We start from the raw sequence: 18068 nt of genomic DNA, 5'->3' as shown, positions 1-18068 counted from the left end.
TAAGAAGGTTAAACCTTCCAGCAAGGGGAAGGTCAAGGAGAAAAAATGAATATCAGCGATGTGGCGAAAAAAACCGGTTTAACCAGCAAAGCGATTCGTTTTTACGAAGAGAAGGGGCTGGTGACGCCGCCGTTGCGGAGCGAAAACGGCTACCGCACTTACAGTCAGCAGCATCTCGATGAGCTGACGCTGCTACGCCAGGCGCGGCAGGTGGGGTTTAACCTGGAAGAGTGCCGCGAGCTGGTGGCCTTGTTCAACGACCCGTCGCGGCACAGCGCCGATGTGAAAAAACGCACGCTGGAGAAAGTGGCGGATATCGAGAACCATATCCGCGAGCTGCAAAATATGCGCGCGCACCTGCTGGCGCTGGCCGAATCCTGCCCCGGCGACGACAGCGCGGAGTGCCCGATTATCGATAATCTTTCCGGCTGCTGCCATCGCAAGGCGCAGGCTTAACGGACGGCGGGTCTGATCCGTAGCGTAATCCCTTCTACGGCAATCACTTCAACCTTGCTGCCCGCCGCGAGGTCTTCATCGGCAATCACTGGCCAGGAGCTGTCGCCCACGCGTACGTGGCCGCGGCCGTTTACCAGCGGGGCATCCAGCGTCAGGCGGCGGCCCACCAGTTGCTGACCGCGCTGGTTGAGCTGAGCATCGGCCGGGCGCTGCGTTTTGGCCCGCTTGCGCAGCCATTTCGACCACAGCCACGCCGCCAGCAGGGTGAGAACGGCAAACAGCGTCCCTTGCCATTCCCAGCTCAGCGGCAGGAGCCAGGTCAGGGCGCCGGTCACCACGCCAGCGACGCCGCTCCACAGCAGATAGCCGCTGCCGCCAAGCATCTCGGCCGCCAGCAGCAGCCCGCCCAGGCTTAACCAGAACAGATGCGGATGGGCGAAGATCATGTCGATCATGATTTTTTCCGATCGCCAGCGCCTTCTTTGATCAGCTCGCTGATCCCGGCGATCGATCCCATCAGGCTGCTGGCATCCAGCGGCATCAGCACCACTTTGCTGTTGTTAGCGGCGCCAATCTGCTGCAGCGCATCGGTGTACTTCTGCGCCACGAAGTAGTTGATCGCCTGAATATCGCCCGAGGCGATTGCCGAGGAGACCATCTGAGTGGCGCGGGCTTCCGCTTCGGCGGAACGTTCGCGAGCTTCGGCCTGCAGGAAAGCGGACTGCCGTTCCCCCTCGGCTTTGAGGATCTGCGACTGCTTTTCCCCTTCCGCTTTCAGAATTTCCGCCTGTCGCACCCCTTCGGCCTCAAGGATATAGGCGCGTTTGGTACGTTCGGCTTTCATCTGGGCGTTCATTGAGGCAATAAGCTCCGCCGGCGGGCGAACGTCGCGAATTTCGACGCGGGTGATTTTTACTCCCCACGGATTAGTGGCGTCGTCAACGATATGCAGCAGACGGGTGTTAATGCTGTCGCGCTGGGAGAGCATTTCGTCCAGCTCCATCGAGCCGAGCACGGTACGGATATTGGTCATCGTCAGGTTGACGATCGCCTGCTCAAGATTGCTGACCTCGTAGGCGGCCTTTGGCGCGTCAATCACCTGAATAAAGCAGACCGCGTCGATGGTGACGTTGGCGTTATCCCGGGAGATAACCTCCTGCGAGGGGATGTCGAGCACCTGCTCCATCATGTTCACTTTGCGGCCGATTCGGTCCATAAACGGCACGACTAAGCTTAATCCCGGCTGCAGCGTCTGGGTAAAGCGCCCAAAACGTTCTACCGTCCACTGATAGCCTTGCGGGACAATTTTCACCGCCGCGGCCACAATGACCAGCGCGACGAAAATAAGGATAGGAATAAAAATCAGCATCAAAAACCTCCTGTCTTGTTGCCTGGTGGGGCGCTACAAGGAAATAGCGCATGTTTAAACTGAGTATATCTTTCTCCTCATCCTGGAGAAAGGAAAGTGGGGTAAACTAGCGGTGTTTCAGAAAATAATCAGGAATACTCATGAAGGAAAATAACGCGCTTTTGCGTCTCGAGGGTGTGGGGTTTAAGACCGACGACGCAGTTATTTTACACAATATCACTCTTCAGCTCAGACCCGGAGAATTTAAGCTGATTACCGGGCCTTCCGGCTGCGGGAAAAGCACCTTGCTGAAGATTATCGCCTCGCTGCTCAGCCCAACCTCCGGACGCCTGTTTTTTGACGATGTGGATATCGCGACGCTGTCGCCGGAAACCTATCGTCAGCAGGTGTCTTACTGCGCGCAGACGCCGGCGCTGTTCGGTGATTCAGTCTACGATAACCTGGTTTTTCCGTGGCAGATCCGCAACAAACAACCCGATCCGCAGGCGCTGGTGGCTGACCTGCAGCGCTTTGGCCTTGGCGAAAATATGCTGGAAAAGTCTATTAACGAACTGTCCGGCGGGGAAAAGCAGCGCGTATCGCTGATCCGCAATTTACAATTTCTACCGCGCGTGCTGCTGCTGGACGAAATTACCAGCGCGCTGGATGAAAGTAATAAACAGAATGTGAATGACATTATTCATGGCTACGCGACGGAAAAACAGGTCGCTGTTCTGTGGGTCACCCACGATCGCAACGAAATTTCGCATGCCGATGAAGTGATTACGCTGCAACCTGCCGGCGGAAACATGCAGGAGGTACAGCATGAACGGGCATAACATTACGAACGAATCGCTGGCGCTGTCGATGGTGCTGGTGCTGATCGCTATTCTGGTCAGCTATCGGGAAAAACTGGCACTGGAAAAAGATATTATCTGGAGTATTTGCCGGGCGATCGTGCAGCTGATTATCGTCGGCTATGTGCTGAAATATATCTTTAACGTCAATCATGCGGTTCTGACGCTGTTGATGGTGCTGTTTATCTGCTTTAACGCGGCGTGGAATGCGAAGAAGCGCAGTAAATATATCGATAAAGCTTTTGTCTCGTCGTTTATCGCTATTACCACTGGCGCCGGACTAACGTTGGCGGTACTGGTCTTTTCGGGGTCGATCGCCTTCGTGCCGATGCAGGTGATCCCGATTGCCGGGATGGTGGCCGGGAACGCCATGGTGGCGGTGGGGCTGTGCTACAACAATATGGGCCAGCGCTTCAGCAGCGAGCAGCAGCAGATTCAGGAGAAGCTGAGCCTCGGCGCGACGCCGAAGATGGCTGCGGCGCGGCTGATTCGCGAGAGCATTCGCGCGTCATTGATTCCCACCGTCGATTCAGCGAAAACGGTCGGGCTGGTGAGCTTGCCTGGGATGATGTCGGGGCTAATTTTTGCCGGTATTGACCCGGTGAAGGCGATTAAGTACCAGATCATGGTGACCTTTATGCTGCTGTCGACCGCCAGCCTGTCGACGATTATCGCCGGCTATCTGACCTACCGGAAGTTCTTCAATGCCCGTCATCAGCTGGTGGTAACGCAGCTGAAAAAGCACCCATGAACGATCCCGGGTTGCGGCGTTCACGCCTTACCCGGGCTACCACGGCGTAATCTGTAGCCCGGATAAGCGTAGCGCTATCCGGTCCAGCGCCTCTGATTAGTACAGCAGCGAATACAGCTGGCGGCGGTATTTGGCGGCCAGCGCATCGCCGGTACCGAGGGCGGCGAGGATCTCCTGCAGCATCTTGCGCGCCTGGCCATCGCCGGCGCCTAAATCCTTCTGCAGATGGCTGAACAGCAGCGCCAGCGCTTCTTCATTACGCCCGACCTGATGCAGCTGCAGCGCCAGCTGGGAGGCCAGCTGCGCATCGTCCGGATTCTGTTCCACCTGCTGCTGCAGCTGCTGGATTTCCGGGGTGTCGGCGGCCTGTTTGAGCAGCTCGATCTGCGCTACCAGCCCCTGATAGTGGGTATCCTGATCCTGCAGCGGGATGGTTTTCAGCACGCTTTCCGCTTCATCGGAACGGTGCAGGGCAATCAGCGTTTCCGCCAGCAGCAGACCAATCTGGCTGTCCTGATTCGACAGCTGCCAGGCTTCCTTCAGCAGCGGTAATGCCTCGGCGTATTTTTCTTCCTGCATCAGGGCCAGCGCCTGCTGGGCTTTCAGCTCCTCTTCGCGCGGCAGGACTTTATCCAGCAGGGCGCGAATCGCTTCCTCCGGCTGCGGGCCTTCAAAACCGTCCACCGGCTGGCCGTTCTGGAACAGATAAACTGTAGGGATGGCGCGCAGACCAAACTGTGAAGCGAGCATTTGCTCGGCGTCGCAATCGACCTTCGCCAGCGTGAACTGGCCGTTATACTGGGCGGCCAGGCGCTCGAGTACTGGGGTCAGCTGTTCGCAGTGCTGGCTGCGGGCAGACCAGAAATAAAACAGCACCGGGACGTTCATGGACTGCTGTAGCGTCTGCTGCAGGTTCGCTTCGCTAATATTGACAATATTCTGTTCGGACATGGGCATTTCTCGTTAGTCGATTTCTGTTTTACATGGGGGCGGCATGCCGCGCTTCAACTCAGCCGTGGATAATTTTGTCCATCGCGCGGGCAGGCAGCAGGCGTTTGAGCAGCGCCACCGCGTGAGTCACCAGAGTGACCGGGTAGCGCAGCTTTGGCTTATCGCTGGTAAAAGCGTGGCGCACTTTTTCCACCACCGCCTCCGGCCCGAGGGTAAAGCGGGCGGCGATGCCCGGATTTTCTACGGGTTTATCGCTTTGCGTCTGGTTGACGTTATCGGTAAAGCGGGTGCGGATCGGGCCCGGTTCAATCAGGCTGACCTGAATACCACTGTGGCGCAATTCCATGCGTAGCGCATCGGACCACGCCTCGAGGGCGTATTTACTGGCGGCATAGGCCCCGCGACCGGGACTGGCGATAAGCCCCATCACCGAGGAGGTCATCACGATGCGCCCTTCGCCGTGCGGCGTCATCGCCGGCAGCAGCAGCATGGTCAGTTGATGCGCGCCGAAAAAGTTGGCGGAAAACTGCTGTTCCATCTGCTGGCGGCTGATGGTGTTCAGCGGGCCATAGACGCCATAACCGGCGTTATTGAACAGGCCATAGAGACGATTATCGGTCAGCGCAATCACCTCCGCCGCCGCGCGCTCCACGCTCTGTGGGTCATTCAGATCGAGCAAAATACCGGTTAGCCCCAGCTCCTGCATCCGCGCGACATCCTCCGCTTTACGGCAGGCCGCCAGTACGCGAAAGCCCTGGCGGGTTAAATCCAGCGCGCTTTCCAGACCAATTCCGCTGGAACAGCCTGTCACTAAAACCGTTTTTTGCATAACTTTACCTGTCAGCGACCCCTGGCGTTCAGGAGTCATGATTAACTAAGGGAGCCAGCCGGTTCGCCATCCAGTCGGCGATAAACGGCTGCGCGTCGCGATTTGGGTGAATGCCGTCGTCCTGCATCCATTGCGGTTTGAGATAGACCTCCTCCATAAAAAAAGGCAGGAGAGGAATATCGAACTCTTTGGCCAGGGCCGGGTAAATCGCGCCGAAGGCTTCATTATAGCGGCGGCCATAGTTCGCCGGCAGGTGAATTTGCATCAGCAGCGGCTCGGCGTTGGCCGCTTTGATATCTTTAATAATGGTGCGCAGTGTTTGCTCGGTCTGCTGTGGCGGAAAACCGCGCAGCCCGTCATTGCCGCCGAGCTCAACCAGCACCCAGCGCGGCTGATGCTGCTTAAGCAGCGCTGGCAGGCGGGCCAGCCCCTGCTGCGAGGTATCGCCGCTGATGCTGGCGTTCACCACCGGTGTTTTCGCCTGCCACTTCTCATTGAGCAGCGCAGGCCAGGCGGCGTTGGCCGCCATTCGATAGCCAGCGCTCAGGCTGTCGCCGAGGATCAGCAGCGTGTCCGCCGCCATTGCGCGGCAGGTAAACAGGAACAAAAACAGGAAAGGCACATGCCAGCGGAAAACATACTTGAAGTTCATCATCTTAAGAAGTCCGTCGGTCAGGGAGAGCATCAGCTCTCCATCCTTACCGGAGTTGAGCTGGTTGTCAAACCGCGGCAGACCATCGCCCTGATCGGCGAGTCAGGTTCCGGTAAATCGACCCTGCTGGCGATCCTCGCTGGCCTGGACGATGGCAGCAGCGGGGAAGTCTCGATGCTGGGCAAACCGCTGCATCGGATGGATGAGGAGGCGCGGGCGGCGCTGCGGGCGCAGCACGTTGGCTTTGTTTTTCAGTCGTTTATGCTGATCCCGACGCTCAACGCCCTGGAGAACGTCGAGCTGCCGGCGCTGCTGCGCGGCGCCAGCGACAGTGAGAGCCAGGGCGATGCCCGCGCGCTGCTTGAGCAGCTGGGGCTTGGCAAACGCCTGCACCACCTGCCGGCGCAGCTCTCCGGCGGCGAACAGCAGCGGGTGGCGCTGGCCCGGGCCTTCAACGGGCGCCCGGCCCTCCTGTTCGCCGATGAGCCCACCGGCAACCTCGATCGCCAGACCGGGGACAAAATTGCCGATCTGCTGTTCTCGCTTAATCGCGAACACGGCACCACCCTGATCCTCGTCACTCACGATCCGCTGCTGGCGGCGCGCTGCGACCGCCGTCTGCGCCTGGTGGATGGTCAGCTGCGGGAGGAAGCATGATCGCCCGCTGGTTCTGGCGCGAATGGCGCTCGCCGTCGCTGCTGATCGTTTGGCTGGCGTTAAGCCTCGCCGTGGCCTGCGTGCTGGCCCTGGGGTCGATAAGCGATCGGATGGAGAAAGGCCTTAGCCAGCAAAGCCGTGAGTTTATGGCCGGCGACCGTACGCTGCGCAGTTCGCGCGAGGTACCCGCCGAGTGGATCGCGCAAGCGCGGAAGTCAGGGCTGACCGTCGGCGAGCAGCTGAGCTTCGCCACCATGACGTTCGCCGGTGATACGCCGCAGCTGGCGGACGTTAAGGCGGTGGACGACCGTTATCCGCTGTATGGCACCCTCGAGACGCAGCCGCCGGGGCTGAAGCCGCAGGCGGGGAGCGTGCTGCTGGCGCCAAGGCTGATGGCGCTCCTGAACCTGAAAACCGGCGATACGATTGACGTTGGCGATGCCACGCTGCGCATTGCCGGGGAAGTGATTCAGGAGCCGGATGCAGGGTTTAACCCCTTCCAGATGGCGCCGCGACTGATGATGAATATGGCTGACGTGGCAAAAACCGGGGCCGTGCAGCCCGGCAGTCGCGTCGCATGGCGCTATAAGTTCGCCGGTAACGTGCAACAGCTGGCGGATTATGAACAATGGCTGCTGCCGAAGCTCGGCGCGGAACATCGCTGGACTGGCCTTGAACAGGACGACAGCGCGCTGGGCAAATCCCTTGAGCGCTCGCAGCAATTCCTGCTGTTATCCGCGCTGTTGACGCTGCTGCTGGCCGTTGCCGCGATCGCCGTGGCGATGAGCCACTACTGCCGCAGTCGCTACGATCTGGTCGCAATTTTGAAGACGCTGGGCGCCGGGCGGGCGCAGCTGCGCAAGCTCATCGTCGGCCAGTGGCTGCTGCTGCTGACGCTGTCGGTAATAAGCGGCGGGGTCGTGGGCCTGGCGCTGGAGCGCCTGCTGCTGTTGATGCTCAAACCGGTGCTGCCCGCCGCACTACCCGCTGCCAGCGGTTGGCCGTGGCTGTGGGCTATCGGGGCGACAGGCGTCATTTCCCTGCTGGTGGGCCTGCGGCCGTATCGACTGCTGCTGGCGACCCTGCCGCTGCGAGTGCTGCGTCAGGATGTGGTGGCTAACGTCTGGCCGCTGAAACACTATATTCCTGTGGTCTGCGCGGTGGTGGTCGGCGGGCTGGCCTGGCTGATGGGCGGCAGCCCGCTGCTGTGGTCGGTGCTGGCCGGGGCGGTGGTGCTGGCGCTGCTGTGCGGCCTGGTGGGCTGGGGATTGCTGTGGCTGCTCAAACGCCTGACGCTCAAAGCCTTGCCGCTGCGTCTGGCGGTGAACCGCCTGCTGCGCCAGCCGTGGTCGACCCTCAGCCAGCTGGCGGCGTTTTCCCTGTCGTTTATGCTACTGGCGCTGCTGCTGGTGCTGCGCGGCGATCTGCTTGACCGCTGGCAGCAGCAGTTGCCCCGGGAAAGCCCGAACTACTTTCTGATCAATATTGCCCCTGAGCAGATAATGCCGGTGAAGACTTTCCTCGCCGAACACCAGACCCGGGCGGCGGAATTTTATCCGATCGTCCGGGCTCGTCTGACGCAGATCAACGGTCACTCCACGGACGGTAACAAAGATGAAGCGCTTAACCGGGAACTCAATCTGACCTGGAGCGCCGATCGTCCGGATCATAATCCGCTGGTGGCCGGCAACTGGCCGCCGAAGCCGGGCGAGGTATCGATTGAAGAGGGACTGGCGCAGCGGCTGGGGGTGAAGATCGGCGATACGGTGACCTTTACCGGCGATACTCAGGACTTCAGCGCGAAGGTCAGCAGCGTGCGCAAAGTTGACTGGGAGAGCCTGCGGCCCAACTTCTTCTTTATTTTCCCCTCCGGGGCGCTGGACGGGCAGCCGCAGAGCTGGCTCACCAGCTTCCGCTGGGATAACGGTCCCGCGATGTTGACCCAGTTGAACCGCGAGTTTCCCACCGTTAGCTTGTTGGATATCGGCGCCATCCTGCGTCAGGTCGGCCAGGTGCTCTCCCAGGTCAGCCGGGCGCTGGAGGTGATGGTGGGCCTGGTCACGGCCTGCGGCGTGCTGCTGTTGCTGGCGCAGGTCCAGGTCGGTATGCGCCAGCGGCATCAGGAGCTGGTGGTCTGGCGCACGCTGGGGGCCGGGAAATCGCTGCTGCGCGCCACGCTGTGGGCGGAGTTTGCCCTGCTGGGGCTGGTTTCCGGACTGGTGGCGGCGATAGGCGCGGAAGTGGCGCTGGCGATGCTGCAGACGAAAGTATTTGATTTCCCCTGGACGCCGGACTGGCGCTTGTGGGTGATGCTGCCGCTGACGGGAGCGGTGTTGTTATCTCTGTGCGGCGGCGGGCTGGGGCTGCGTTTGTTAAAGGGGAAAGCGTTGTTCCGTCAGTTTAGCCAGTAAGATTATTGCATTTTGATGATGCGCCGCCGTTTTTGGCGGCGCTTTTATTTTAAGCGCACAAATTGATAACTCGTTGATTTTTAAGCGCACAAAACATTAAAAAACCGACAACACGCTGTACTGATTCGCGGTTAATATTCATCTGGTAAATATAAGGTTGCTTATTAATCAAGGAAAAACTATGGCACATAAAATAAAAGCGCTGGCGGTCTCGATCGGCGCAACACTGGTGTTCGCTTCATTTGCTTCCCACGCGGAGATCACGCTGCTGAAACAAGATCCGCAGGCGGGCGATCCGTTAAGCCGGCTTAACTTTACCGTCGGCGGGAGTATTCGTCCGCAGTTCAACATGATGAGCGGTGATGGTGATAAAGGATCCTATAAGCGTAACGGTTTCGACGGTGGCACCCGTTTCCGCTTCGCGGCGGATTACTACCTGTTCGATGATATTAGCTGGATCAGCTACTACGAACTGGGGGTGAACATTCCGGCACTGTTTGACTGGGATAACCACTACGCGGAAGGCGCAAACAATACCACCCGCCGCATGCTGTATACCGGCCTGAAAAGCGATACCTGGGGCACGTTAACCTACGGGCAGCAGAACAGCATTTACTATGATGTGGTGGGGGTGAAAACCGATATCTGGGACTACGACATGATCGGCCAGGCCCCGGGAAACGGTATTAACGGCGATTACGATGGCTCCTATCGTTCACGTAATATGCTGAAATATAAGAAAACCGTGGGTGATGTCGATCTATACGGCTCTTATCTGTTCGAAGATAGTGAGTATCTGCCTGGCAACGGCCTGCGCTACAAGCGTAAAGGCGGCGGTTCTGTTGGTGCGGACTACCACATCATGAAGGACCTGACCTGGGGTACCGCATGGAACTATACCCGCGCCGAAATGCGCGACCCGTCAAGCGCCGACAGCAAAACCTATGACCAGAACATCGTCGGTACCGCGCTGAGCTGGACCCCGGATAACTGGACCTTCTCCTTCGGCGGCGGCTGGTATCAGAACTTCCTCACCACCAAAAAAACCGATGTGCATAACTACTTCGCCGGCGACGCCTGGGGGATTGAATATTTTGCGGGCTATAAATTCCCGATCAATCAATACGCTGTTAAATCTATTCAGCCGTACTTTATGGGCGACCGCCTGCAGTACGTGAATGGCCGCAACTACCAGCGTATCGATAACGGTCTGGGGATCAGCTTCCAGCTGGATTACGGTTTCCGCGTTGACTACGAACACGTGTTTACCTCCAGCACCGACAACCTGGGGGATATGAACCTGGTGCGTCTGCGCTACGACTTCTAAGCGGTCACAACCCCCGGTCGCGCTGCGCTACCGGGGCTACAAATCGCGCCGAGCGGTAGCCCGGCTAAGGCGTTTACGCCGCAAGCCGGGACAATAGCGCATGCGATTACTTCGCCAGCCAGGCGGCGACCTCCTGCCAGTTGCCGCGAAACAGGATCTTCCCGGCTTTTTTCCCCAACTGATAGCGATACATCGGGTCGTAGTATTCTTCCAGCAGCGGCACCAGCCAGGCGAAGTGCGCCTCGGTGCTGGCGGTGCGCTGCTGCTGCGCCAGCGCCGCGTCGAGCCGTTCAGTCAGCTGAGCAAAACGCTGCAGCCCCAGGCGACGGCGGATGGCAAACAGACCATGATGGAGGTACTCGCCGTATGCCAGCCAGCCTTTCTCTTCGCCATACGCGGCGATGAAGTCGCGATACATGCGATCGAAGTACTCTTCGCGCAGCCGTTCGAGGCGAACGTCAAATGGATCTTCCACCACCGCCAGCGGCGATTGCGCCATGCGGAGGCGCAGGCACTCCGGCAGATGGTTGGCACCGATCATATGGCCTTCATCTTCCAGCACCCAGCGGGTCTGCTGTTCGGCTTTTTTAAGCAGGCTGACCGCCAGATGGTTTTCAAAGGTGGCCTGCGGGTGCTGATCCTGCAGGGTTCGACCGAATGAAGAACCGCGGTGATGGGCAAGCCCTTCCAGATCGATACCGTCCGGTCGCGAGCAGACCAGCTGAGTTTTGCCATTGCCGGTGCAGCCGCCAATCAGCACAATCGGGCGCTGCACCAGTTCGTCGGTGGCCTGGATCGCCGCCTGGCGTAGCGCTTTATAGCCGCCGACGATCAGGGGGTACTCCACGCCAGCGTCTTTCAGCCACTGCTGGACGATATGCGATCGCTGGCCGCCGCGGGCGCAGCACAGGTAACCGTGCGGGTAACGGGCGCACGCTTCCAGCCACGCCTGGATCCGGCTGGCGCGCAGGTCGCCATCAACCAGCTTATGGCCGAGCGCCAGCGCCGCCTCTGGTCCCTGACGCTTGTAGCAGGTGCCGACCGCGGCGCGTTCTTCATCATTCATCAGCGGCAGGTTGATCACCGCCGGCATCGCGCTTTGGCTAAACTCCACCGGGGCGCGTACGTCAATCAGTGGCGTATCGCTGGCGAGAATGGCGCGATAATCCGTCCCATTGGTCATGGGGTATCCTCTGAAGTCAAAACAGAAATGGGCTTTACAGCAAGGGGGGGATTGTACGCGCCTCAAGGTGTGCCGGGGAAGGGGATAGATCAAATCCCCGGCACGCAGGGCTTAGCTGAGCTGCGATTGCGCCCAGAACAGGCCGCTGGTGTACTCCGGCGGCAGCAGCGGCTTGATCGCTTCCAGCGTCGCGCTCAGGCGATCGGTATCGCTGTCGGTGAGGTTCAGGTGGCCGACTTTGCGACCCGGACGCACCTCTTTATCGTACCAGTGCAGGTGCACCAGCGGCAGCTTCAGCCAGTCGTAGTTGAGATCGGTGCCGATCAGGTTGATCATTACCGACGGGCTGTTGACCACCGGCGGCGGCAGCGGCAGGTCGGTAATCGCTCGCAGATGCAGTTCAAACTGGCTGATGGAGGCGCCATTTTGCGTCCAGTGGCCGCTGTTGTGCACGCGCGGCGCCAGCTCGTTGATCAGCAGCCCCTCGGCGGTGACGAAGCACTCCATCGCCATCACGCCGACGTAGTTCAGCTCGTTCATGATCGCCGTCAGCATGCTTTCCGCTTGTTCCTGCTGGCGGGCATTGGCCTGCGGGAAGGCCACGCTGGCGCGCAGAATACCGTCCTGATGCAGGTTGCGGGTCAGCGGGTAGAAGACGGTGCTACCGTCATGAGCGCGGGCGCCCACCAGCGACACTTCGCCGGAGAAGTTAATCCCCTGCTCGACGATGCACTCGCCGTAGTTATCCTCCGGGAGTTGCGCGGTTTCGTCAGCGCGCAGGCGCCACTGGCCGCGGCCGTCGTAGCCGCCGACGCGACGCTTAACGATCGCCAGCTCGCCGAGACGAGCAAACACCGTCGGCCATTCGCTTTTATCCGCCAGCAGCTGCCACGGGGCAGTGGCGAGGCCAAGCTTGTCGAATAGCTGCTTTTGCGTCAGGCGGTCGGCGATAATTGGGAAGACATCGCGGTTGACGAACGCCGGATGGCGGGCCAGCTCGCGGGTGAGGGCGGTTTCCGGCCAGCGTTCAATTTCGGCCGTGATGACGCTCTGCTGGAACGGCACCGCTTCCGGGTCGGCTTCCAGGCCGACCGGCCAGACGGCGATGCCCAGCGGCTCACCGGCCTGGCGCAGCATGCGGCCTAACTGACCGTTACCGAGCACGCATACCTGTTTCATGCCGCACCCCGCGGATCCGGGTTATCCAGCACTTCATCGGTTTGTGCCTGACGCCAGGCGCTCAGGCGCTGGTGCAGTTCGGCATCATGTTGGGCAAGGATCTGTGCGGCGAGCAGGCCGGCGTTCGCTGCGCCAGCTTTGCCGATAGCCAGCGTACCGACCGGAATGCCGCGCGGCATTTGCACAATGGAGTAGAGGCTGTCGACACCGCTTAAGGCCGCGCTCTGAACCGGTACGCCGAGCACCGGCACCAGGGTTTTCGCCGCAATCATGCCCGGCAGATGCGCCGCGCCGCCTGCCCCTGCAATAATCACCTGATAACCGTGGCTCTCGGCGCTTTCAGCAAAGCTGAACAGCTTATCGGGCGTGCGGTGGGCGGAGACCACTTCGACATGGTACGGAACGTTCAGGGCATCAAGGATTTCTGCGGTAAATTGCATGGTAGCCCAGTCGCTTTTGGACCCCATCACGATGGCGATACGCGCCGAATTATTGCGGGAAGACATGCGTCTTAAAACTCCTGTGGGTGTGTTTCACACTGCTTTAGAGGCCACAGAGAATAGCATGAACTGCCAGCAAGGAAAACGGTTGCGTGCGCATGGTTAGCCGTCTTTTGTCTCGTTCAGTGATGACGTCGATCGCGGCTTATTGGCCTTTATCTCATTCATGATGCAGGTGATGAGCAGCACTACCCCCCACGGGAGCATCAGGGTGCCCATCACCAGTAAATAGATTTGTACCAGCCGGCTATCGTGGGGGCGGGTACAGAGCAAATAAATGGCATAGAAATAGATGGCCCACGCCAGCATTGCACACCAGACAAACGTCAGCGTGTTGCCGATAGCGACGCCGATTAAGGCGATATAACTTACCCCTAACGGATTGAGGATCGCGATGATCATTCCCCACATCAGCGGCTGATTCCACTTTTTCCTGTTCATGCTCATTCCTTGAGAGTGATGTCGTGGGAGACTAGCATGCAGGATGCGGGGAAGCGCGCACCTTCGCCCAGGCAAAAGACGGTTTCGGAATTGTGCTCGCGCAGGAACTAGAACGGAAAGTGGATCAGTTCGACGTCGTCCGGCGTCACCTTGACCATCGAACCTTCGCTGTGCCAGGCGCCGAGTACCACGCGCCATGCGGGTTGGCCGTTGGCCTGCAGTTCATGGACCGCCGGGCGATGGGTATGGCCGTGGATCAGCCACTGCACATGATGTCTTTCCATGACGTCAACTACCGCCTGTGGATTCACATCCATAATGTCCATTGATTTACTGCTGTTGGCGGCTTTGCTGTCGGCGCGCATGCGGGCGGCGATGCGGCGGCGGATAAACAGCGGCAGGGCCAGGAACAGACGCTGGATCCACGGGGTGTGGACTTTGGCGCGAAACGCCAGATAGCCTGGGTCATCGGTGCACAGCGTGTCGCCATGCATAATCAACACTTCACGGCCATAGAGGTCCAGTCGCTCTTCTTCGGCGAGCAGGAGCATCCCGCTCTGGCGGGCAAAGCGCTGGCCGACGAGAAAATCGCGGTTGCCGTGGATGAAGTAGCAGGGCACGCCGGCGTCGACGACGGCTTTGATTGCCGAGACAATTTGTTGGTGCAGCGGGTTCGGATCGTCATCGCCGATCCACGCCTCAAACAGATCGCCAAGGATATACAGGGCGTCCGCCTGGCGGGCTTCTCCCTGTAAAAAACGCAGAAAACCGGCGGTGATCGCCGGTTCTTCTGTTTGCAGGTGCAAATCTGCAATAAAAAGTGTCGCCACGAATTACTCGCTGACGGTGACGCTTTTGATGATCACATCATCTTTCGGCACATCCTGGTGCATGCCGCTGCGGCCGGTGGCAACCGCTTTGATTTTGTCTACCACGTCCATGCCTTCAACCACTTCGGCGAAAACGCAGTAGCCCCAACCCTGCAGGCTTTCGCCAGAGAAGTTCAGGAAGTCGTTATCGGCCACGTTGATGAAGAACTGGGCGGTGGCAGAGTGCGGCGCCTGAGTACGGGCCATTGCCAGCGTACCACGGGTGTTTTTCAGGCCGTTGTTCGCTTCGTTCTGAATCGGAGATTTGGTCTCTTTTTGTTTCATGCCCGGTTCGAAACCGCCGCCCTGAATCATAAAGCCGTTGATAACACGGTGGAAAATGGTGTTGTCGTAGAAACCTTCGCGGCAGTAGTCCAGGAAGTTTTTAACTGTTTCCGGCGCTTTGTCGTCAAACGTTTTGATTACGATATCGCCATGATTGGTGTGGAAAGTAACCATTTTTGCATCCTGTTCCGATGAGTGTGGTGCCAGCACCCGATGTCGGGTGAGATATAGGGGGGTGTTATAGCATAACCGCGGGGGTCGATGCACCTTGCAATGTGTGCTGCGTCCGGTCTGAATTATGGGTATTATAGAGACTTCATTACCCACACACGTCTACACGGAATCTTCGATGTTAAAAATTTTTAATACACTGACGCGCCAGAAAGAGGAATTTAAACCTATCCATGCCGGGGAAGTCGGCATGTACGTGTGTGGTATTACCGTTTACGATCTCTGTCATATCGGCCATGGCCGTACCTTCGTCTCCTTTGACGTCGTGGCGCGCTATCTGCGTTTTCTTGGCTATAAGCTAAAGTACGTGCGCAATATCACCGATATCGACGACAAAATCATTAAGCGCGCTAATGAAAACGGCGAAAGCTTTGTCGCGCTGGTCGATCGCATGATTGCCGAAATGCACAAAGATTTTGACGCGCTGAATATTCTGCGTCCCGACAGCGAACCGCGCGCAACGCACCATATCGCGGAGATCATTGAGATCACCGAGCAGCTGATCGCTAAAGGCCATGCTTACGTCGCAGATAACGGCGACGTGATGTTTGACGTGCCGACGGACCCGAATTACGGTCTGCTGTCACGCCAGGATCTCGATCAACTGCAGGCGGGGGCGCGCGTCGACGTGGTTGACGTCAAGCGTAACCCAATGGACTTCGTCCTGTGGAAGATGTCGAAAGAGGGCGAGCCAAGCTGGCCGTCGCCGTGGGGCGCGGGTCGTCCGGGCTGGCATATCGAGTGCTCGGCGATGAACTGCAAGCAGCTCGGCAACCACTTCGATATTCACGGCGGCGGTTCGGATCTGATGTTCCCGCATCATGAAAACGAAATCGCCCAGTCCACCTGCGCCCATGACGGCGAGTACGTTAACTACTGGATGCACTCCGGCATGGTGATGGTTGACCGCGAGAAGATGTCGAAATCGCTGGGTAACTTCTTTACCGTCCGCGACGTGCTGAAGTATTACGATGCGGAGACGATTCGCTACTTCCTGATGTCCGGCCACTATCGCAGCCAGCTGAACTACAGCGAAGAGAACCTCAAGCAGGCGCGTTCGGCGCTGGAGCGTCTGTACACCGCGCTGCGCGGGACGGACAAATCCGTCGACGCGGCGGGTGGCGAAGCCTTCGAAGCACGCTTTATCGAGGCAATGGACGACGACTTCAACACCCCGGAAGCCTATTCGGTGCTGTTCGATATGGCGCGTGAAGTAAACCGCCTGAAAACCGAGGACGCCGCAGCGGCAAATGCCATGGCGGCCCACCTGCGTAAGCTTGCTGCGGTGCTGGGTCTGCTGGAGCAGGAGCCGGAGGCGTTCCTGCAGAGCGGCGCGCAGGTTGACGACGCGGAAGTGGCGGAGATCGAATCGCTGATCCAGCAGCGTCTGGACGCGCGTAAAGCGAAAGACTGGGCGGCGGCGGATGCGGCGCGCGACCGTCTTAACGAGATGGGCATTGTGCTGGAAGATGGCCCGCAGGGCACCACCTGGCGCCGGAAGTAAGCCATAAAAAAACGCCCGCAAAAGCGGGCGTTTTTCTTTTCGTTGTCAGGCCGTGACGGTGACGCTCTGGCCTTCAAAGCTCACCGTCTGACCGGCGACGATCTTGCAGCGTTTGCGGGTTTCCACCGCGCCGTCAACTTTCACCAGCCCGTCAGCGATAGCGATTTTCGCCTGGGCGCCGCTTTCGCTCCAGCCTTCCAGCTTCAGCAGATCGCACAGCTCAACGTGCGGGTGTTTACCCAAGGAAAATGTCGCCATCTCAGGCCTCCTCAACGTCGTGATACTCTTCGCACGCCTGCAGCGTGTTCTGAATCAGGGTGGCGACGGTCATCGGGCCAACGCCGCCGGGAACCGGGGTGATGTAGGACGCGCGTTCGGCGGCATCTTCATACACCACGTCGCCGACCACTTTGCCGCTTTCCAGACGGTTAATGCCGACATCGACCACAATCGCCCCTTCTTTAATCCACTCGCCAGGAATAAAGCCCGGTTTACCTACCGCGACGATCAGCAGGTCGGCGTTTTCGACGTGATGGCGCAGGTTTTTGGTAAAGCGGTGGGTCACGGTGGTGGTGCAGCCGGCCAGCAGCAGCTCCATGCTCATCGGGCGACCGACGATATTGGACGCGCCAATGACCACCGCATTGAGGCCGTAGGTGTCGATATTGTAGCGTTCCAGCAAGGTCACGATACCGCGCGGAGTGCACGGACGCAGGCGCGGCGCGCGCTGGCACAGGCGGCCAACGTTATAGGGATGGAAGCCGTCGACGTCTTTATCCGGCGCGATGCGCTCGAGCACTTTGACGTTGTCGATCCCTGCCGGCAGGGGCAGCTGAACCAGAATACCGTCGATGGTCTTATCGGCATTCAGGGTGTCGATAAGCTCCAGCAGCTCGGCTTCGCTGGTGGTTTCCGGGAGATCGTAAGAGCGGGAGACGAAGCCCACTTCTTCACATGCTTTGCGCTTGCTGCCGACATAAATCTGCGAGGCCGGGTTGCTACCGACCAGCACGACGGCCAGCCCAGGGGCGCGTTTTCCGGCCGCAACGCGAGCCTTCACTTTTTCCGCAACCTCAGAGCGTACCTGCTGCGCAATCGTTTTACCGTCAATAATTTTTGCTGCCATCAGAGAGAGGATTCCATCTGTATCTTTACGAAAGGGGGATGAGGATATTTTGTCAGAAGCGGGCCTCGCTGTCAGTCCTCGTTTGCTGTTTTATCCTGTCTGCGGTGAATTTAGCCTGTTTTGACCCTGTTAAGTCCAGGGTCATTGGTGTGTTGCGCCTGGCCACTAAGTGAATTTTCGCGCGCATGAGCCCCGGTGGTATGCTTCTTGTACAGTTGCTGAGGGATATTTCGCCAGCATCGTATAAGCCCCGCAGTTTCCTGGCAAAATGGATTGACTCAACGGACGTGGACCGTATAATTCCAGGCGTTTCACTCCGCGAAGCACTCGCTTCTCAGGGCGCCCTTAGCTCAGCTGGATAGAGCAACGGCCTTCTAAGCCGTAGGTCACAGGTTCGAATCCTGTAGGGCGTGCCATTCAATATCAGCTTCTTATCCTCTTGCTGCTTTTTCGTACCGGACACCATTTTCCCTATCCTGTAACCTGGCTGTGCTATTGCGGTTGAAAAACA

At 58.8% G+C, this 18068-nt stretch carries 21 protein-coding genes and 1 tRNA gene; 8 read left to right on the top strand and 14 right to left on the bottom strand.

Annotation, left to right across the window (positions count from 1 at the left end):
* The first annotated feature begins 45 nt into the window (after window positions 1-45).
* Window positions 46-456, top strand: coding sequence for a Cu(I)-responsive transcriptional regulator (gene cueR / locus SP68_RS19625; protein WP_002892208.1), 411 nt, complete (start codon window positions 46-48; stop codon window positions 454-456).
* Here the strand turns inward: cueR and SP68_RS19620 are convergent.
* Together SP68_RS19620 and SP68_RS19615 are read right to left on the bottom strand one after the other, a co-directional pair.
* Window positions 453-911 carry an NfeD family protein gene (locus SP68_RS19620; protein WP_022065245.1) on the bottom strand — a complete coding sequence of 153 codons (459 nt, stop codon included), beginning with the start codon at window positions 909-911 and terminating at the stop codon, window positions 453-455. The genes cueR and SP68_RS19620 overlap by 4 nt on opposite strands.
* Window positions 908-1825, bottom strand: a complete 918-nt coding sequence (locus tag SP68_RS19615; protein WP_002892258.1) for an SPFH domain-containing protein — start codon at window positions 1823-1825, stop codon at window positions 908-910. Before SP68_RS19615 ends, SP68_RS19620 begins: the two co-directional genes overlap by 4 nt.
* A 140-nt stretch (window positions 1826-1965) precedes the next feature.
* Between SP68_RS19615 and fetA the strand changes: the two genes are divergently transcribed.
* Together fetA and fetB are read left to right on the top strand one after the other, a co-directional pair.
* Window positions 1966-2643 carry an iron efflux ABC transporter ATP-binding subunit FetA gene (fetA, locus tag SP68_RS19610; RefSeq protein ID WP_022065246.1) on the top strand — a complete coding sequence of 226 codons (678 nt, stop codon included), beginning with the start codon at window positions 1966-1968 and terminating at the stop codon, window positions 2641-2643.
* Window positions 2630-3412 carry an iron efflux ABC transporter permease subunit FetB gene (fetB, locus tag SP68_RS19605; protein ID WP_008805460.1) on the top strand — a complete coding sequence of 261 codons (783 nt, stop codon included), beginning with the start codon at window positions 2630-2632 and terminating at the stop codon, window positions 3410-3412. Before fetA ends, fetB begins: the two co-directional genes overlap by 14 nt.
* A gap of 96 nt (window positions 3413-3508) precedes the next feature.
* Here fetB and SP68_RS19600 read toward each other — a convergent pair whose 3' ends face one another.
* The 3 genes from SP68_RS19600 to tesA are packed head-to-tail and all read right to left on the bottom strand — an operon-like array spanning window position 3509 to window position 5844.
* A complete protein-coding gene (locus SP68_RS19600) occupies window positions 3509-4363 on the bottom strand; it encodes a co-chaperone YbbN (RefSeq protein WP_008805461.1) in 855 nt (284 codons plus the stop codon).
* A 58-nt stretch (window positions 4364-4421) separates the two neighbouring features.
* Window positions 4422-5231 carry an SDR family oxidoreductase gene (locus SP68_RS19595; protein ID WP_162500001.1) on the bottom strand — a complete coding sequence of 270 codons (810 nt, stop codon included), beginning with the start codon at window positions 5229-5231 and terminating at the stop codon, window positions 4422-4424.
* Window positions 5221-5844 carry a multifunctional acyl-CoA thioesterase I/protease I/lysophospholipase L1 gene (gene tesA, locus SP68_RS19590; protein WP_012542655.1) on the bottom strand — a complete coding sequence of 208 codons (624 nt, stop codon included), beginning with the start codon at window positions 5842-5844 and terminating at the stop codon, window positions 5221-5223. The genes SP68_RS19595 and tesA overlap by 11 nt, the downstream gene beginning before the upstream one ends.
* Between tesA and ybbA the strand changes: the two genes are divergently transcribed.
* Both ybbA and ybbP read left to right on the top strand, forming a co-directional pair.
* Window positions 5815-6501: a putative ABC transporter ATP-binding protein YbbA gene (ybbA, locus tag SP68_RS19585; protein ID WP_008805463.1), complete on the top strand. Its 687-nt coding sequence runs from the start codon at window positions 5815-5817 to the stop codon at window positions 6499-6501. The genes tesA and ybbA overlap by 30 nt on opposite strands.
* Window positions 6498-8912 carry a putative ABC transporter permease subunit YbbP gene (ybbP, locus tag SP68_RS19580; RefSeq protein ID WP_016160407.1) on the top strand — a complete coding sequence of 805 codons (2415 nt, stop codon included), beginning with the start codon at window positions 6498-6500 and terminating at the stop codon, window positions 8910-8912. Before ybbA ends, ybbP begins: the two co-directional genes overlap by 4 nt.
* Here the strand turns inward: ybbP and SP68_RS28550 are convergent.
* The gene (locus SP68_RS28550) at window positions 8874-9002 is read right to left on the bottom strand and encodes a hypothetical protein (protein WP_046620513.1); all 129 of its coding nucleotides are present in this window, start codon (window positions 9000-9002) and stop codon (window positions 8874-8876) included. The genes ybbP and SP68_RS28550 overlap by 39 nt on opposite strands.
* A gap of 91 nt (window positions 9003-9093) precedes the next feature.
* On the opposite strand from SP68_RS28550, the gene SP68_RS19575 reads away from it, so the two are divergent.
* Window positions 9094-10239 (top strand): porin, encoded by a 1146-nt coding sequence (locus tag SP68_RS19575; RefSeq protein WP_016160408.1) that lies wholly within the window; start codon window positions 9094-9096, stop codon window positions 10237-10239.
* Between the two features lie 106 nt (window positions 10240-10345).
* Here SP68_RS19575 and mnmH read toward each other — a convergent pair whose 3' ends face one another.
* The 6 genes from mnmH to ppiB all read right to left on the bottom strand — a co-directional run bounded on the left by mnmH (window position 10346) and on the right by ppiB (window position 14870).
* Entirely contained in the window at window positions 10346-11422 is a 1077-nt protein-coding gene (mnmH, locus tag SP68_RS19570; RefSeq protein WP_040973705.1) for a tRNA 2-selenouridine(34) synthase MnmH, read from the bottom strand.
* Between the two features lie 111 nt (window positions 11423-11533).
* Window positions 11534-12601: a 5-(carboxyamino)imidazole ribonucleotide synthase gene (gene purK / locus SP68_RS19565; protein ID WP_032729471.1), complete on the bottom strand. Its 1068-nt coding sequence runs from the start codon at window positions 12599-12601 to the stop codon at window positions 11534-11536.
* Window positions 12598-13107 carry a 5-(carboxyamino)imidazole ribonucleotide mutase gene (purE, locus tag SP68_RS19560; protein ID WP_004151322.1) on the bottom strand — a complete coding sequence of 170 codons (510 nt, stop codon included), beginning with the start codon at window positions 13105-13107 and terminating at the stop codon, window positions 12598-12600. Before purE ends, purK begins: the two co-directional genes overlap by 4 nt.
* 96 nt (window positions 13108-13203) lie before the next feature.
* On the bottom strand, window positions 13204-13542 hold the full coding sequence (locus SP68_RS19555; protein WP_040973706.1) for a hypothetical protein: 339 nt from the start codon (window positions 13540-13542) through the stop codon (window positions 13204-13206).
* 107 nt (window positions 13543-13649) lie between these two features.
* Entirely contained in the window at window positions 13650-14372 is a 723-nt protein-coding gene (lpxH, locus tag SP68_RS19550) for a UDP-2,3-diacylglucosamine diphosphatase (protein WP_040973708.1), read from the bottom strand.
* Window positions 14373-14375: 3 nt separating this feature from the next.
* Window positions 14376-14870, bottom strand: coding sequence for a peptidylprolyl isomerase B (gene ppiB, locus SP68_RS19545; protein WP_008805471.1), 495 nt, complete (start codon window positions 14868-14870; stop codon window positions 14376-14378).
* Between the two features lie 175 nt (window positions 14871-15045).
* Here ppiB and cysS point away from each other — a divergent pair, with 175 nt between their 5' ends.
* A complete protein-coding gene (gene cysS, locus SP68_RS19540) occupies window positions 15046-16431 on the top strand; it encodes a cysteine--tRNA ligase (protein ID WP_004143010.1) in 1386 nt (461 codons plus the stop codon).
* 45 nt (window positions 16432-16476) lie between these two features.
* Here cysS and ybcJ read toward each other — a convergent pair whose 3' ends face one another.
* Complete coding sequence (gene ybcJ / locus SP68_RS19535) at window positions 16477-16689, bottom strand: ribosome-associated protein YbcJ (RefSeq protein ID WP_004143016.1); 213 nt, start codon at window positions 16687-16689, stop codon at window positions 16477-16479.
* 1 nt (window position 16690) lies between these two features.
* On the bottom strand, window positions 16691-17557 hold the full coding sequence (folD, locus tag SP68_RS19530) for a bifunctional methylenetetrahydrofolate dehydrogenase/methenyltetrahydrofolate cyclohydrolase FolD (RefSeq protein ID WP_004143017.1): 867 nt from the start codon (window positions 17555-17557) through the stop codon (window positions 16691-16693).
* A 339-nt stretch (window positions 17558-17896) separates the two neighbouring features.
* Between folD and SP68_RS19525 the strand changes: the two genes are divergently transcribed.
* Window positions 17897-17973: transfer RNA gene (locus SP68_RS19525), tRNA-Arg, on the top strand.
* The last annotated feature ends 95 nt before the right edge of the window (window positions 17974-18068 follow it).

It is taken from the genome of Klebsiella variicola (assembly GCF_000828055.2).
GTDB lineage: Bacteria > Pseudomonadota > Gammaproteobacteria > Enterobacterales > Enterobacteriaceae > Klebsiella > Klebsiella variicola.
The sequence above is the reverse complement of the archived record's forward strand: the minus strand, read 5'-3'. Positions and strand labels throughout refer to the sequence as shown.